This window comes from Blautia sp. LMAG:36 (assembly GCF_008680535.1).
GTDB classification, from domain to species: domain Bacteria; phylum Bacillota; class Clostridia; order Lachnospirales; family Lachnospiraceae; genus Blautia_A; species Blautia_A fusiformis.
In genome coordinates this window covers 15,077-29,836 of record NZ_NALB01000002.1, presented here as the reverse complement: position 1 = coordinate 29,836, position 14,760 = coordinate 15,077, and the positions used below count along the sequence as shown (strand labels likewise).

The window sequence follows — 14,760 nt, the reverse complement described above, 5'->3', positions numbered from 1 at the left end:
TTGATGAAGAGAAAAAGTGCAGATATAGGAAGGCATCGAAAGCTTCCTGAAGCAGATGGAGTTTCCGGAGATCGTGATGTCCAATCAGCATATCAGCAGGGCAAACAAAGTGTATCTTCTCCGGAAATATTATCCGGATATATGCAAAAAATTTCCGGATCAGGCAGACACGATCCTGAATCCCATATATGACAATCTCCGTGTCAAGATATTCCAGCCGGAAAAAGACCAGCTGCACTGTGAATTTTCCATTGTGGAGCCTGTGAGCAGGACAAACCGTGTATATATGATGACTGGTGGCAACACCTATGAAGCCAGATGGAAATATACACTGGAAAGAACCGGCTGGTGCAGAGAAGAAAGTGCCGTTGAGAAGCTGTATATCGTGGACATTCCGCTTTCCGAGATCCGGGAGTTTATCAGCTGGGGCACAGGCACAGATGGACATATAAACAAAATGTACAATATTTCCTACGGAAAATATGTGCCATTTACAAAGAAGCTGCCGCTTTTCCTGCATATAGAGGATAAGCTTCTGTATCTTAACGAAAAAGTACGGATGATCCGTGGAGAGAATCAGGAAGATGCAAAGGTTCTGGGCCATCAGTATGAAGTAACGGTAGAGCCATACAGTCAGAGCAGGGAGAAACAGCTGAAAAAAAACGCACCAAAGCAATATTTTCTCAGGGAAAGGCCGGAAAAAAGGCAGTTCTCGTGCGTAAGCTCTACGAGATGCAGAAGGCGAAGCAGAAAAAGCAGATCTGGCTGATCTCCGATCGTACAACACGCGGAGATGATAACGGCGAAGTGATGTTCCGCTATCTCTGCGCCAATCCGGACCCTACGGTGGAGCCGTACTTTGTAGTCAACAAGGATACACAGGATTATGTGGAAATGAAGAAGCTTGGAAAGGTTGTGGAGCCTTTCTCCTGGAAGCATAAGCTTCTGTTCCTGCTGAATGAATTTTCACTGTCCTCCCAGGCTAACAAACCGGTGATCAATCCTTTTGGAAAGCTGGAGTATCTGTACCGCGATATCATCTATGACAAAAAGCTGGTATTTTTACAGCATGGTGTGACCAAAGACAACCAGTCCAAGTGGCTGAACAAATACAACCGTAATCTTTTCGGATTTATCGTCAGCACAAAGCCGGAATATGATTCTGCCTTTACCTATGACTATTTTTATCCGGAAAAAAATATCTGGCTTACGGGAATGCCGCGTTATGACCGTCTGGTCCATGATGAGCGTAAGTATGTGACGGTGATGCCTACCTGGCGCAAGAGCCTTTCCTCAGGAACCGATGCCAGAGGGGTATGGCAGCTTGGAAAAGAATTTCAGGAAAGCGAATACTTTCATTTTTATGATGATCTTCTCAACAACGAAAGACTTCTGGGAGCGGCAGAGAAGTACGGATATACCATCTGCTTCATGCCTCACCCAAATACCATTGACGGTCTGCATATGTTCCGTCATGATCCACGGGTAAAATTTATGGATTCGTCTTATTCCTACAAGGACATTTTTGCCCAGACAGATCTGATGATCACGGACTATTCTTCGGTTGCCTTTGATTTTGCATATTTGAGAAAACCCATCGTATACTCCCAGTTTGACAGAGACAGCTTTTTCAGTGGCGCGCATTCCTACACAGAGGGATACTTTGACTATGAGAGAGATGGATTCGGAGAGGTGGAGCATACACTGGACGGAACTGTGGACCGGATCATCGAATATATGGCAGACGGCTGTCAGATGAAAGAGGAATATCGGAAACGAATGGATGAGACCTTTGCATTTAATGACCGTAACTGTTCCAAACGAGTTTATGAGAGGATCATCGAGAATCGGTAATATGGAGGTTGGATTTTGGAAGGAAAGCAGGCAATAAAGTTTGATAAATATAATTCTCAGGCGATGAAGGGCATTGCCATTGTTATAATGCTGTTCCATCATATGTATCTGAGTCAAGACAGATTTGAGGGGCTGAATGTTGTTTTCACTCCGTTTTCAGCAGATCGGATCATGTATCTGTGCAGAACATTTAAGATCTGTGACCGATCTATGCATTTATTTCCGGATACGGACTGTATCTCAGTTACAGAAAAAATAATTCTACACCTGGCAAGTGGACAGCCAAAAGACTGATAAAAACAATGGGAGGGTTCTGGATCATATGGGGGCTTTCTGTTGTGAGCTCACAGCTTTATAACGGCTATGCCGTGGCCAGATATTTCGGAAACGGAAATATTGCCAAAGGTGTTAGCGCAATGGTGCTGGATTTTTTTGGTCTGGCGAAACTTTTCGGAACTTCGACTCTGAACGGAACCTGGTGGTATATGAGTGCGGCGATCATTTTTATCATCTGCGTGCCGCTGTTTATGATAAAGGAAGAATATTTGGTATTTATCTTGTGGCTGTTGTGGCATTTCCACGGACAATTTCCCTGGAGGTTATGGGAATTACGGGTATTATGCATTTTACCGGTATTTCTCATGGGAATGTGTGTAGCCAAGTATGATCTGTTTAACCGATGGTTTAAGATATGGAATGCTGGAATGAAGCATGTTTTCAAATTCTTCTGGAGCTTCTTGCGGTGTTTATTTTGTATAAAGCGTACAGAACTTTGCCGCTGACGGTATACAGTGAGATCCACTGGGGTGTGTATCCAATTGTATTTATGGCATTTTGCTGCGAATTTATAATGTCATTCCGGAGTGGACAGATTTATTGTTCTCGGAAAACATTCCATGAATATATTTCTGATACATACATTTATAAGAAAATCTTCTTTTGTGTATGTGAGTGGATATTTTCTGACCAATACACTGACGCTTCTGCTGGCTTCACTGGCAGTGTCCATAGCGCTGGAATGGCTGAAAAAGGTAAGCGGATACAACCGCCTGATCCAGAACATCTGCATGAAAATAGGATAATATAAAGATAAAGGAGAAAGACCTGCCATCGTTGTGGCAGGTCTTGTTAAAGTATGAAAGCAAAAAAAAACAGTTTGTATATATTGGTTGATATTAGTAGTGGTTTTTGGATGTATTATTGGTGCCAGAAGTACAGAGATAAAGGTCGAGGCTGCTGAAAGAACGGTACGATTTTGGGATAACAGTGGAAATTATCTTCAGAAATCTGGCGGGAACTGGTATTTGAAAGATTCTAAGAAGCGAAAACTTACCGGATTACGTTATTTGTCAATCCCAAAGACAGAGTTTTTAAAAACAGGATTTATATGTTTGATAAAAACGGAAAACTTTTGAGAAAGCAATCCGTTTATTATTTCGATAAAAAGACAGTTTCTGGTGTCCGCTTTGATAAATACCACATCACAGACTCCAATGGAAGAATTTCAAAGGGAGAGCGTGGCTTTGTAAACGTAGCTGAACAGAAGGTACGGGGCAAAAAAATTATCGCAGGCATTTATTATGTGGAAGCGTACGGAAAACTGGCTGATCGTGGAACAGTACGCTATATAAGACAGAGAAGATTCGGTGGGCGTGATTTTAAAGGCGGTTATTATTATTTCTATGGAACCGGAAGAATCTGCATGCGTCCGTCTTTTCATAAAGTGAACAAAACAGTTCAGGGGAAAAAAGTTTAACGGAATCTATTATTTTGGCAATGATAATGGGAGAATGGTACAGAAGGCAGGGTGGGTAACCTGTGAGGGCCAGCAATATTATGTAGACCAAAATGGAAAAATGCTGGTGAACCGGTGGAAAGATGGTTATTACCTGAAATCGAACGGAACCATTGCGAAAAATATGAAAACACCGGATGGTCAGTATGTGGACTGGCAGGGAAGAAAAAGTACAAGATCAGAGTATGCTCTAAGTGCATTTAAATCGGAATTGGAGAGCTTTGTTTCTGCCTACGGTGGAAACTGGTCTGTTTATATAAAAGATCTGAAAACAGGAAATGTTGTAAACATAAATGATCGGGAAATGTATCCGGCAAGTACGATCAAGGCATTTGTGATGGCGTCGGTCTATGATCAGATCCGTCAGGGAAAAATGCAATACAGCTCCGGTGTGTACAGCTTGCTGTGGGATATGATCACTGTCAGTGATAATGAATGTTATAATGAACTGGTAAGGCGTCAGGGAGGCGGAAGCTTTGTAGGAGGAACGGCTGTAGTGAACCAGTATCTTCGAAAGAACGGTTACAAAAATACCGGTTGTCACAGTTCCCTGCATCCATCTTCTTCTGCCTGGAGCAGTGATGGCTGGCGTAACACGGCATCTGCAAAAGATTGTGGGAGACTCTTAGAAAAAATCTATCGAGGTCAGTGTGTTTCTCAACAGTATTCCAGAGAAATGCTAAATCTTTTACTGCATCAGACGAAACGATACAAAATTCCATCAGGTCTTCCGACAGGTATAGTATGCGCGAACAAAACTGGTGAGACAAGCTCAGTTCAGCATGATATGGCAATCGTCTATGGAAAGAAAACAAATTATGTATTATGTATATTTTCAGAAGGCGCTTCCGAAGATCATTTACTGTACGGAATCCGTTCGATTCTTCAAGAGTATATCAATATTTGAATAAATAAAGATCAGTCAGCAGTCATAGGATCAAGAAACTTCCTTAATTGGGCAAAAATAAGGAGTGATCATTGACGTGCTGGCTGATTTTGTATTATCAAAGAAATGGTTGTGGAAGAATTTTTTACATAAGCGTTTTTCTTAGCCCTAAATATGCCGGATATTTCCGGTGTCAGTAGTATCGTATCCGGTTTGAAGAGCTAAAAACCGGCGGAAAGGTTCGGATGCAATGGTTTCCGCTACGGCCTGAAAGCCGGGGGTGCTCAGATTTTTGGTCTGCATAACCAGGAAGAGTGATTCCTGGCAAACAGGAAGAAAATCCAGCTCCGGAAAGCTTCTCGCTACACAGGCCTCGCCAAGAGCTATGTCTGCCTGTCCGCCAGCCACTGCAGCAGCCGTGGAGTGATCGGTAACAAGCTCATTTCGATATCCGGATATGGAATCCGGTGAAATTTCGGAAGACAGAAGTGTACGGTCAAGAAGGATACGACGGCTGCTTCCTTTTTCGCGGTTCACAAAAATAATATCTGCCCGTGTAAGATCAGAAAATCCCCGGATATTCTTGGGATTTTCTTTTTTTACATAGAAGCCGACAGGATATTGACACAGAGAGATCACAGTCAGTGGGATACCGGGTATAAGGCTATGGATATCTTCCGGTGAGGCGGATGCACAGGCAATGTGGACTTTTTCAAAATAGAGAGAATACAGTCCGTTGTAGGTGTTCATGTGAGACTGCAGAACCGGCAGATTGTCCGGGTGTGTGGGAAGCTGATTCAGGAGAAGATCCAGAGCCGGAGAACACTGTCCGCTGATGATCAGTCCACTGGAATGCAGAAGATAATCCCTTTTCAAAAGAGAGCTCTCCGGCTGGTGATCATAAGACTGAGCAGAAGACGCAGAACATTCCGAACCCTTAAGATACTGAGACAGCTGTTCCTCGCTGACCCGCAGCTGTTTGCCGACTTTGGAGGAGGAAAGCTCTCCGCGTTTGATCAGGTCATATACTGTGGATTTTTGATCTTTAGTTTATCTGCAACTTCCTGTGCTGTGTAGACTTTATTCATCGATACCTACCATAACATTGGTTGCCTTAATCACTGCGTAAGCATCAGAGCCTACTTTCAGTCCAAGTTCTTCCACCGCCGCACAGGAGATGGTAGCAGTGATGATATTTCCACCACCGATATCGATGGAAACGATGGAATTTACAGCTCCCTGGTTGATGTTGATGATTTTTCCTTTTAACTGATTACGTGCACTGAGTTTCATAAGTAATTCTCCTTTTCTTGAATATTGAATGAACCGGATCAGGCAAGTTCTCTGCTTACGTTGTGCAGAGCAATGAACCTTGTGTGGGATTTGTCTGTATCAGGAGTGCTGTAAGCCACTCATGATAAGATAAGAAACGAAGCGGATCGTGAACATCCGCCTGGCTTGTCAACTATGTATTTATGATAGCACTTGTAGAGAAAAACAGCAATGCCTTATAGCTTGACAAGAAACTTTCCTTTCGGTAAAATTAAACAAAACCATTCAAAACTAAACAAAACTGAACGAAACGGAAAAGGAGAGAAACAAAAGATGAAGAAAAAAATCTTAGCAGCCCTTACCGCGGGAATTTTAACAACAGGCCTTATGACCGGAACTGTTTTTGCGGCGGACACAGAAGTGAAAGGTGATGAGAACCTGAAGGGAGAGGTTTATGCATTTATTGCTGCCAGCCTCAGCAATTCCATGGAGGAGATCCAGAAGGATTTCAATGAGCTTTATCCGAATGTAACGATCTATTACAGTGCAGACAGCTCAGGTACACTGCAGACACAGATCGAGGAAGGTGCACGCTGTGATCTTTTCTTTTCAGCAGCAGATAAACAGATGGATGCCCTCACAGAGGAAAAACTGACAAAGGAAGACACCGTTAAGGATCTTCTTGAGAACAAAGTCGTTCTGATCAGACCAAAGGACGGAGAGACAAAGGTAACAGGATTCGAGAATATCACAGACGCTGAAAATATGGCGCTTGCAGGAGAGGATGTTCCGGTGGGACAGTACGCCCGTGAGATCTTTAACAATCTTGGGATCATGGACGATGTAAACAAAATGGAGATCAACGAGTGCAAGAATGTAACGGATGTACTTGCAGCAGTCAGTGAAGGAAGCAATGAGGTTGGTGTTGTATATGCGACAGATGCTGCGTCTGTTACTGATAAAGTAGATATCATCGCAGAGGCGCCGGCAGACAGCCTTAAGACGCCGGTTCTTTATCCTGTGGGACTTATCGAGGACAAGGAAGCATCGGAAGACGATACCAGGGCAGCAGAGGCTTTTCTTGATTATGTAGAGTCTGATGCAGCGATCAAGGTATTTGAGGGCTATGGATTTACAGCATATGAGGATGAGGATTCCGAGGATGCCACAGAAGCTTCTGCAGACAACACGGAGGCTGAGGACAGCACAGCTTCCGCAGACAGCACATCCAAATGAGTATGATGTAGAAAACCGGCAGGCAGTAAATATTGAAACACAGTAAATGCCGGCACAGGAATGAAATATGACAGAATTTTTGAGAGAAATAAACTGGAGTCCTCTGTGGATTTCCTTAAAAACAGGTCTGGCAGCCACAGTGATCGCTTTTTTTCTGGGAATATTCTGTGCCCGAAAGATCATGAAACTGAAGCCGGGAGCCAGAGCAGTACTGGACGGGATCCTTACTCTTCCGCTGGTACTTCCTCCTACAGTGGCTGGATTTTTTCTGCTACTGATCTTCAGTCTGAAAAGGCCCTTCGGAAGCTTTCTTCTGGATAATTTTGATATTAAGATCGTGCAGACCTGGAAGGGCTGTGTGGTCGCAGCGGCAGTGATCGCATTTCCGCTGATGTACCGCAATGCTCGGGCTGCTTTTGAACAGGTGGATATAAATCTTATCCATGCAGGCCAGACTCTGGGGATGAGCGACAGCCGGATATTCTGGCGGGTAGTCATGCCGGCGGCAGGACCGGGGATCGCATCCGGAACAGTGCTGGCATTTGCACGTGCGATCGGAGAATATGGCGCAACCTCCATGCTTGCCGGAAATATCCTTGGAAAAACCAGAACAGTTTCTGTTGCCATTGCATCAGAGACAGCAGCCGGAAATTACGGAACTGCAGGATTCTGGGTCGTTGTGATCGTGCTGATCTCCTTTGTGATCGTAGCGCTGATCAATATCGTATCCGGAAGAGGAATGAAAACAAGAAGGTGGATCTGATGGCAGTCAAAGTAAATATCGAAAAAAACTTCCGTGATTTTTCCCTGAAGGTAGATTTTGAAGGCAGTTCGGCAGCCATTGGGCTTCTTGGTGCTTCCGGCAGCGGAAAAAGCATGACCTTACGCTGTATTGCAGGGATCGAAACACCGGATAAAGGAAGGATCGTCATCAATGGAAAAACAGTGTTTGATTCTGAAAAAGGGATCAATTTGAAACCGCAGAAGCGACGGATCGGATATCTGTTTCAGAATTATGCGCTGTTCCCAACCATGACAGTGGAACAGAACATCCGCTGCGGTTATCGTGGGGAAAAATCCTTCGCCAGAGAAAAAGTGGCAGATCTGATCCGGCGATATCATCTGGAGGGGCTGGAGAAGCGCCTGCCCTCACAGCTTTCCGGCGGACAGCAGCAGAGAGTGGCACTGGCCAGAATGATGATCGGAGAGCCGGAAGCTATTCTTCTGGATGAGCCGTTTTCCGCACTGGACGGTTACCTGAAGGATGTGCTCCAGCGGGAGATGCAGGATTTCCTCAAGGACTATCCGGGAGATATGATCCTTGTGACACACAGCAGAGATGAGGCTTATAAATTCTGCAGGGAGCTTTCCATTGTACATGAAGGCAGGATCCTTGTGACCGGGGAGACAAAGCAGCTGTTTGAGAGACCGGGACTTCTGGAGGCAGCAAAGCTTACCGGCTGTAAGAATTTTTCCAGAGCGGAGAGGCTGGGACCGCACGAGATCTATGCGGCGGACTGGAAAATGAAGCTCCATACCGAAGAAAACGTAGATATGGATATTACCCATGTAGGGATCCGCGGCCACTGGATCCGCCCGGAATCAGAGCCGGGTGAGAACTGTATGGTAGTGCAGGTAGACCAATACATAGAAACTACATTTGAACATCAGTATATGATCCGAAACAAAGCGGAAGAGAATGCTGCCGGATTATGGTGGATGCGTCCCAAAAACAGCTTTACGGAGGATCCGGATAAAGATCTTCCGGAATATCTGTATCTTCCACCGGAGCATCTGATGCTGCTGAAATAAAGAAAATCCCGGAAACAGACATTATTTGCTGTTTCCGGGATTTTTTGTGCACCTGCATTTTTGATGGATTTTCGCGGACAGGAGCTATTTTCCGTGATTTCCGGAATAGGTGATGTAATCGGACACCATCATGGCAAGCTTGAAGGCCAGTGCATCCTCAAAGGTACGGATATCCAGGCCAAACCGCTTCTGCAGCTTTTCAAAACGGTACACCAGAGTATTCCGGTGCACATAGAGCTGTCTGGAGGTTTCAGAAAGGTTCAGGTTATTTTCAAAGAAGGTCCGGATGATATTGAGGGTTTCGTCGTCAATAGATTCCAGGGATTCTTCTCCGAAGATCTCGCCTACAAACATGTTGCAGACCTGAGTGGGAAGCTGATAGATCAGACGTCCGATGCCCAGACGGTTGTAACCGAAAACGTTTTTGTCAGCATAAAAGATCTTGCCGACCTCCAGAGCAGTGCGGGCTTCCTTGTAGGCATCGGAAAGCTCCATGATATCATCTGCAACATTGCTGTAGGAAACCCAGGCAGAGGTCATAGCCTCTGTATTGAGCATATCCACCAGCATGCAGGCGATACCCTCCAGTTCTTCGTAGCTTTCGGTGCTCTGAAGCTCACGTACTACGATGATGCCGGAATCATCCAGTGCAGTGATAAAATCCCGTGTACGGGCAGAAAAGATGTTGCGGATGGTAGCCAGGGCATTTTCGTCCTTGTGCTGCTTGGTTTCCACAAGAAATACCGCACGGCGGGCGGAAGGTGTAATATGAAGACGGGCAGCCTTGTTAAAAGCTTCTACCTGGGAATAGCGGTCCAGGAGAAGATTCTGCATAAAGGAGTTCTTGTCTGTTTTTTCCGTATAGGCAGTGAGGAGACTTTCTACCTGGCAGACAGCAAGCTCTCCGATGGTAGAAGCCTGCTCTCCGGAGCCCCATACGATCAGAAGCATATTGTTCTGAGGTATGTTGTTCAGCTTGTACAGACTGCAGCTGCGGTTGGAGATGCATAAGGCAGGATCCTCCCGGAACTGAGCAAGCTTTTCAGAAGAAGGAAGTCGGCGGTCCCCTGTGGAAATGTATATCTGGTCATTTTCATCCAGAATACAGAAATCAAGACCGCTGATCCGGTTCCAGTCATCCAGACATTTTTGAATTGTTTGCTGTATTTTCATAAAAAGCGTCCTTTCTGATGTGAAATAAAACTAGTGAAATAAAAAGAAACCCCGGGAAATCATATCCCCCGGGGTTACATTCTGTTTTTATGATTCGACGAGAATTAGTTTGTGATAGTAAGCTCTGTCTCTTTGTCGAAGAAGTGAGCTTTCTCCATATCGAATGCAAATCTGATCGGATCACCGGTCTTAGCTGTTGTACGAGGATCAACTCGTGCTGTAACCTGAGTTCCGTCAACATCGAAGTACAGGAATACTTCAGCACCAAGAAGCTCGTAAACTTTAACTACGGAGTTCATTGGTTTGCTTGGAGATGTCTCAAGGAACATCTGAGAATCATGGATATCCTCAGGACGGATACCAAGAACAACTTTCTTTCCAACATAGCCTTTGTCTTTCAGGACTTTAGCCTTAGCTGCCGGAACAATAACCTCATGCTCACCACCGATCGTAGCAACTACATTGCCGCCTTTTTCGGAGATAACAGCATCAAGGAAGTTCATCTGCGGAGATCCCATGAATCCTGCAACGAAGAGGTTGCCTGGTTTCTGATACAGGTTCTGTGGTGTATCAACCTGCTGAACAACACCGTCTTTCATAACAACGATTCTGGTACCAAGTGTCATAGCCTCTGTCTGGTCATGTGTTACATAGATGATAGTAGCGCCAAGTCTCTGATGGATCTTGGAAATCTCGATACGCATCTGTACACGAAGCTTAGCATCCAGGTTGGAAAGAGGCTCATCCATAAGGAATACCTTAGGATTACGAACGATAGCACGTCCCATAGCAACTCGCTGTCTCTGACCACCGGAAAGAGCCTTCGGTTTACGATCAAGAAGCTTGTCAAGGTCAAGGATTCTTGCTGCTTCACGAACAGCCTTGTCGATCTGGTCCTTCGGAACTTTACGAAGCTTAAGTCCGAATGCCATGTTATCATAAACTGTCATATGAGGATACAGAGCGTAGTTCTGGAATACCATTGCGATATCACGGTCCTTAGGCTCAACATCGTTCATGACTTTGTCACCGATCTTAAGTGTACCACCGCTGATCTCCTCAAGACCTGCGATCATACGAAGTGTTGTAGATTTTCCACATCCGGATGGTCCTACGAAGATGATGAATTCTTTGTCTTCAATCTCCAGGTTGAAATCTTTAACTGCCTGGAAGCCGTTCGGATAAGTTTTATTAATGTGAGATAATGATAAACTTGCCATTGTTGTTTCCCTCCAAAATTAATATATTGTTTTTACGTAATTTCCTTTGCTGGTTAACAGTATATCGAAAATGAGAGAAAAGGGCTAGAGCTGAATCTTACAAAGTTTCCGGCAGTTTCTTGTCATTCTGACGAAAAAACGAAAGGGGATTTTTCGTCATTTTGTCAAAACGACGGTTTCCTATGTACAGGTTCACGAGACATTATACGGTATTCAGGCAGAATCCTCAATATGTAAAAAAGTTCAAATGAGTTATTTACAACTAACCTGAGTTGGAGTATACTAACTTAAGATAAAAGAAAAGTTTTCTCAATAAAGGAGGGATCAGAATGCATATTGCAGAAGCCGAAACAGAAGAGAAAAAAACAGGATGCTACCGACATACAGAGATGCAGAGGGATCTTATTATAGAGAAACTGAAGGAGAAGGGGCTCCGCATCACCAGACAGAGAAAGATTCTTCTGGACATTATCCTGGAGGGAGAGTGCTCCTGTTGTAAGGAAATCTATTACAGGGCTTCCGCACTGGATCCGAAGATCGGTGTAGCTACAGTATACCGTATGGTCAATACGCTGGAATCCATTGGTGCTATCAGCCGAAAGAATATGTATCGCGTGGCATGCAGCACAAAAGGCGTCTGCACAGTAGAACTGGATGATGATACGATATGCCATCTGTCCGGACAGAAGCTTAATGAAGTGATTCTTGCAGGACTTCGGGCCTGCGGGGAGATCAGTGAACAGAATATCCGTACCCTGGCGCTGCTGCCTGTTCATGAGGTCGGGTGAGTATGGAAAAGCTATGGCACAATATAATAGGAAAGAAGAGGTTTGTACAGACTAAGAATTAGATAGATTAAACTATTAGTAAAAATTAACTGTTAGGCAAAAATAACTGAAAATTTAACGAATTGTGTTGAATTCACACAAAAAACACTGGACTTTTTTTTACAGACATTTTATAATAATGAAAATATCGGGGCGGACATGAAAAATCCTCACCGGGAATCAGAAAAAAATAAAAATCATATATCAGGAGGAAATTATTATGGTAGACTTTAAATTCAAGAAATCAGGACTTTTTGCAGCAGGCGTTCTTTTCGGTACAGCAGGAATCAAGATCCTCACAAGCAAGGATGCGAAGAAGCTTTACACAGGATGCACAGCAGCCGTTTTAAGAGCTAAGGACTGCATCATGAAAACAGCTACGAATCTTCAGGAGAATGCTGAAGATATTTATGCTGAAGCTAAGGAGATCAATGAGGAAAGAGCAGCAGCTGAAGAGGCTGTAGAGGATGTTGAGACAGAAGCAGAGGAAACTGCAGATGAGGATGCATTCAAAGAAACAGCAGAAGAGACAGAAGAAGCAGCAGAAGAGACAGCTGAGTAAAGAGGCGATTTTCCGTGAAATTTTATATCAAACATGAGACAAGAGGCCGGCTTCGTATCCATCTTGCTCAGAAGAGGATGAGCTACGGGCAGGCAGATACGCTGTTGTATTATCTCGAGAATCTTGATGGAGTGGCTTCTGCCAAGGTATACGAGAGAACCTGTGACGCAGTTGTAAATTATCGGGGCAGCAGAGCTGCGGTTATCCGTGGTATCAGCGAATTTCATTATCAGGATGTAGAGGTTCCTTCGCAGGTGCTGCAGAGCTCAGGGAGAGCACTGAATGCAGAATATCAGGAGAAGCTGATCTCCAAGGTGATCTGCCATTACGGAAGAAGGCTTTTTCTGCCATATCCGCTGAATGCCATTTATACAACAGCTACTTCCCTGAAATATATCTGGAAGGGAATCGATACACTTCTTCACCGTAAGATCGAGGTGCCGGTCCTGGATGCCACTGCAATTGGAGTGTCTGTATTACGTCAGGACTTTGGTACTGCAGGCTCCATCATGTTCCTGCTTGGAATCGGAGAGATCCTGGAAGAGTGGACGCATAAGAAATCCGTAGGTGATCTTGCAAGAACCATGTCCCTGAATGTTGGCAGGGTATGGCTGAAGAAAGAGGATCAGGAGATCCTGGTAGAGTCCGGAGAGGTCCAGCCGGGAGATGAGGTTGTTGTACGTATGGGTACCGTAATTCCTTTTGACGGAAGTGTTACAGATGGAGAGGCTATGGTCAACCAGGCTTCTCTTACCGGTGAGTCTGTACCTGTATGCAAGAAAGAGGGTAGCGTTGCCTATGCAGGCACTGTTGTGGAGGAAGGTGAGATCACCATCCGCGTAAAGACGGTAGGTGGTTCCAGCCGCTATGACAAGATCGTTACCATGATCGAGGAGTCTGAGAAGCTGAAATCTTCTTTGGAGGGAAAGGCAGAGCATCTGGCAGATAAGCTGGTTCCCTATACTCTTGGAGGAACAGCACTTACATATCTCCTTACCAGAAATGCCACCAAGGCCCTTGCGATCCTGATGGTGGATTTCTCCTGCGCGCTTAAGCTTGCAATGCCGATCTCTGTATTGTCTGCGATCCGTGAGGCCGGTACACATAAGGCTACAGTTAAGGGCGGTAAATATCTGGAAGCAATGGCTGAGGCAGATACCATCGTATTTGATAAGACAGGAACTCTGACAAAGGCGAAGCCAACCGTTGTGGATGTGGTTCCTTTTGACAACAATGATCCGGAGGAGATGCTGCGTATCGCCGCATGTATGGAAGAGCATTTCCCACACTCCATGGCTAAGGCTGTTGTCAGTGCTGCCAGGAAGAAGCATCTGGCCCATGAGGAGATGCATTCAAAGGTTGAATATGTAGTAGCGCATGGAATTTCCACTACGATCGAAGACCATAAGGCCGTGATCGGAAGCTATCACTTTGTATTTGAAGATGAGAAATGTCTGATCCCGGAGGATGGCAAGGAGAAATTCGACAATATTCCGGAAGAGTATTCCCATCTGTATCTTGCCATTGACGGACGTCTTGCAGCCGTGATCTGTATTGAAGATCCTCTTCGTGAGGAGGCGAAAGCTTCTGTAGAAGCACTGCGCGGGGCAGGGATTTCCAAGATCGTTATGATGACAGGGGACAGTGAGCGTACAGCAGCAGCCATTGCCAGACGTGTGGGAGTGGACGAATATTATTCCGAGGTACTTCCGGAGGATAAGGCCAACTTCATCGAAAAAGAAAAGGCAGCCGGAAGAAAGGTTATCATGGTAGGTGACGGAATCAATGATTCTCCGGCACTTTCCGCAGCCAATGTCGGTATCGCCATCAGTGATGGTGCTGAAATTGCCCGGGAGATCGCAGATATTACTGTAGGTGCAGATGATCTTCAGGAGCTGGTTGTTCTGAAAGAGATCAGCAATGCACTGATGAAGCGTATCAGACGCAATTACCGTTTTATTATTACCTTTAACGCAGGTCTTATCGCCTGTGGTGTTGCAGGTATCCTGCAGCCGACTTCATCCGCACTTCTGCATAATACCTCCACACTGGCGATCAGCCTGAAGAGTATGCAGAATCTGCTTCCATAGAAAATTTTTAACCGAATCAAGTAAGTCCCCTGT

17 protein-coding genes are annotated in these 14,760 nt (G+C 44.9%); 13 read left to right on the top strand and 4 right to left on the bottom strand.

Features of this window, described 5'->3' with window-relative positions; all coding sequences use genetic code 11:
* Positions 1–76 precede the first annotated feature (76 nt).
* From CCC17_RS00250 to CCC17_RS00220, 7 genes are all read left to right on the top strand, one after another.
* The gene (locus CCC17_RS00250; RefSeq protein WP_287082285.1) at positions 77–769 is read left to right on the top strand and encodes a hypothetical protein; all 693 of its coding nucleotides are present in this window, start codon (positions 77–79) and stop codon (positions 767–769) included.
* The gene (locus CCC17_RS00245; protein WP_287082284.1) at positions 715–1,854 is read left to right on the top strand and encodes a CDP-glycerol glycerophosphotransferase family protein; all 1,140 of its coding nucleotides are present in this window, start codon (positions 715–717) and stop codon (positions 1,852–1,854) included. Before CCC17_RS00250 ends, CCC17_RS00245 begins: the two co-directional genes overlap by 55 nt.
* 15 nt (positions 1,855–1,869) lie before the next feature.
* On the top strand, positions 1,870–2,148 hold the full coding sequence (locus CCC17_RS00240; RefSeq protein WP_287082282.1) for a hypothetical protein: 279 nt from the start codon (positions 1,870–1,872) through the stop codon (positions 2,146–2,148).
* Between the two features lie 44 nt (positions 2,149–2,192).
* Positions 2,193–2,636 (top strand): hypothetical protein, encoded by a 444-nt coding sequence (locus CCC17_RS00235; RefSeq protein WP_287082280.1) that lies wholly within the window; start codon positions 2,193–2,195, stop codon positions 2,634–2,636.
* A gap of 114 nt (positions 2,637–2,750) precedes the next feature.
* Complete coding sequence (locus tag CCC17_RS00230; protein ID WP_287082279.1) at positions 2,751–2,936, top strand: hypothetical protein; 186 nt, start codon at positions 2,751–2,753, stop codon at positions 2,934–2,936.
* A 305-nt stretch (positions 2,937–3,241) separates the two neighbouring features.
* Positions 3,242–3,610 carry a hypothetical protein gene (locus tag CCC17_RS00225; protein ID WP_287082277.1) on the top strand — a complete coding sequence of 123 codons (369 nt, stop codon included), beginning with the start codon at positions 3,242–3,244 and terminating at the stop codon, positions 3,608–3,610.
* Between the two features lie 34 nt (positions 3,611–3,644).
* Positions 3,645–4,556, top strand: coding sequence for a serine hydrolase (locus tag CCC17_RS00220; RefSeq protein WP_287082276.1), 912 nt, complete (start codon positions 3,645–3,647; stop codon positions 4,554–4,556).
* 147 nt (positions 4,557–4,703) lie between these two features.
* Here the strand turns inward: CCC17_RS00220 and CCC17_RS00215 are convergent, their stop codons facing one another.
* Positions 4,704–5,411 carry a substrate-binding domain-containing protein gene (locus tag CCC17_RS00215; protein WP_287082275.1) on the bottom strand — a complete coding sequence of 236 codons (708 nt, stop codon included), beginning with the start codon at positions 5,409–5,411 and terminating at the stop codon, positions 4,704–4,706.
* Between the two features lie 204 nt (positions 5,412–5,615).
* Entirely contained in the window at positions 5,616–5,828 is a 213-nt protein-coding gene (locus CCC17_RS00210) for a TOBE domain-containing protein (protein ID WP_015527392.1), read from the bottom strand.
* A 312-nt stretch (positions 5,829–6,140) separates the two neighbouring features.
* Between CCC17_RS00210 and modA the strand changes: the two genes are divergently transcribed.
* From modA to CCC17_RS00195, 3 genes are all read left to right on the top strand, one after another.
* A complete protein-coding gene (gene modA, locus CCC17_RS00205) occupies positions 6,141–7,043 on the top strand; it encodes a molybdate ABC transporter substrate-binding protein (protein ID WP_044961707.1) in 903 nt (300 codons plus the stop codon).
* A gap of 67 nt (positions 7,044–7,110) precedes the next feature.
* A complete protein-coding gene (gene modB / locus CCC17_RS00200) occupies positions 7,111–7,806 on the top strand; it encodes a molybdate ABC transporter permease subunit (RefSeq protein WP_021651929.1) in 696 nt (231 codons plus the stop codon).
* A complete protein-coding gene (locus CCC17_RS00195; protein WP_287082273.1) occupies positions 7,806–8,855 on the top strand; it encodes a sulfate/molybdate ABC transporter ATP-binding protein in 1,050 nt (349 codons plus the stop codon). Before modB ends, CCC17_RS00195 begins: the two co-directional genes overlap by 1 nt.
* Positions 8,856–8,939: 84 nt before the next feature.
* Here CCC17_RS00195 and CCC17_RS00190 read toward each other — a convergent pair whose 3' ends face one another.
* Together CCC17_RS00190 and CCC17_RS00185 are read right to left on the bottom strand one after the other, a co-directional pair.
* Entirely contained in the window at positions 8,940–10,028 is a 1,089-nt protein-coding gene (locus tag CCC17_RS00190) for a PucR family transcriptional regulator (protein WP_287082271.1), read from the bottom strand.
* A 104-nt stretch (positions 10,029–10,132) separates the two neighbouring features.
* Positions 10,133–11,248 carry an ABC transporter ATP-binding protein gene (locus CCC17_RS00185; protein ID WP_015527387.1) on the bottom strand — a complete coding sequence of 372 codons (1,116 nt, stop codon included), beginning with the start codon at positions 11,246–11,248 and terminating at the stop codon, positions 10,133–10,135.
* Positions 11,249–11,577: 329 nt separating this feature from the next.
* Between CCC17_RS00185 and CCC17_RS00180 the strand changes: the two genes are divergently transcribed.
* The 3 genes from CCC17_RS00180 to CCC17_RS00170 all read left to right on the top strand — a co-directional run bounded on the left by CCC17_RS00180 (position 11,578) and on the right by CCC17_RS00170 (position 14,727).
* Positions 11,578–12,036: a transcriptional repressor gene (locus tag CCC17_RS00180; RefSeq protein ID WP_021651932.1), complete on the top strand. Its 459-nt coding sequence runs from the start codon at positions 11,578–11,580 to the stop codon at positions 12,034–12,036.
* A gap of 259 nt (positions 12,037–12,295) precedes the next feature.
* A complete protein-coding gene (locus tag CCC17_RS00175; protein WP_022426232.1) occupies positions 12,296–12,637 on the top strand; it encodes a DUF6110 family protein in 342 nt (113 codons plus the stop codon).
* Between the two features lie 14 nt (positions 12,638–12,651).
* Positions 12,652–14,727: a heavy metal translocating P-type ATPase gene (locus CCC17_RS00170; protein WP_022426233.1), complete on the top strand. Its 2,076-nt coding sequence runs from the start codon at positions 12,652–12,654 to the stop codon at positions 14,725–14,727.
* The last annotated feature ends 33 nt before the right edge of the window (positions 14,728–14,760 follow it).

What these genes read in the sequence shown, in the direction of transcription:
- CCC17_RS00190 (WP_287082271.1), bottom strand. Translation starts at nt 10,028, where the DNA reads ATGAAAATACAGCAAACAATTCAAAAATGTCTGGATGACTGGAACCGG.
- CCC17_RS00195 (WP_287082273.1), top strand. Translation starts at nt 7,806, where the DNA reads ATGGCAGTCAAAGTAAATATCGAAAAAAACTTCCGTGATTTTTCCCTG.
- CCC17_RS00210 (WP_015527392.1), bottom strand. Translation starts at nt 5,828, where the DNA reads ATGAAACTCAGTGCACGTAATCAGTTAAAAGGAAAAATCATCAACATC.
- modB (WP_021651929.1), top strand. Translation starts at nt 7,111, where the DNA reads ATGACAGAATTTTTGAGAGAAATAAACTGGAGTCCTCTGTGGATTTCC.
- CCC17_RS00175 (WP_022426232.1), top strand. Translation starts at nt 12,296, where the DNA reads ATGGTAGACTTTAAATTCAAGAAATCAGGACTTTTTGCAGCAGGCGTT.
- CCC17_RS00225 (WP_287082277.1), top strand. Translation starts at nt 3,242, where the DNA reads ATGTTTGATAAAAACGGAAAACTTTTGAGAAAGCAATCCGTTTATTAT.
- CCC17_RS00250 (WP_287082285.1), top strand. Translation starts at nt 77, where the DNA reads ATGTCCAATCAGCATATCAGCAGGGCAAACAAAGTGTATCTTCTCCGG.
- CCC17_RS00230 (WP_287082279.1), top strand. Translation starts at nt 2,751, where the DNA reads ATGAATATATTTCTGATACATACATTTATAAGAAAATCTTCTTTTGTG.
- CCC17_RS00180 (WP_021651932.1), top strand. Translation starts at nt 11,578, where the DNA reads ATGCATATTGCAGAAGCCGAAACAGAAGAGAAAAAAACAGGATGCTAC.
- modA (WP_044961707.1), top strand. Translation starts at nt 6,141, where the DNA reads ATGAAGAAAAAAATCTTAGCAGCCCTTACCGCGGGAATTTTAACAACA.
- CCC17_RS00185 (WP_015527387.1), bottom strand. Translation starts at nt 11,248, where the DNA reads ATGGCAAGTTTATCATTATCTCACATTAATAAAACTTATCCGAACGGC.
- CCC17_RS00220 (WP_287082276.1), top strand. Translation starts at nt 3,645, where the DNA reads ATGGTACAGAAGGCAGGGTGGGTAACCTGTGAGGGCCAGCAATATTAT.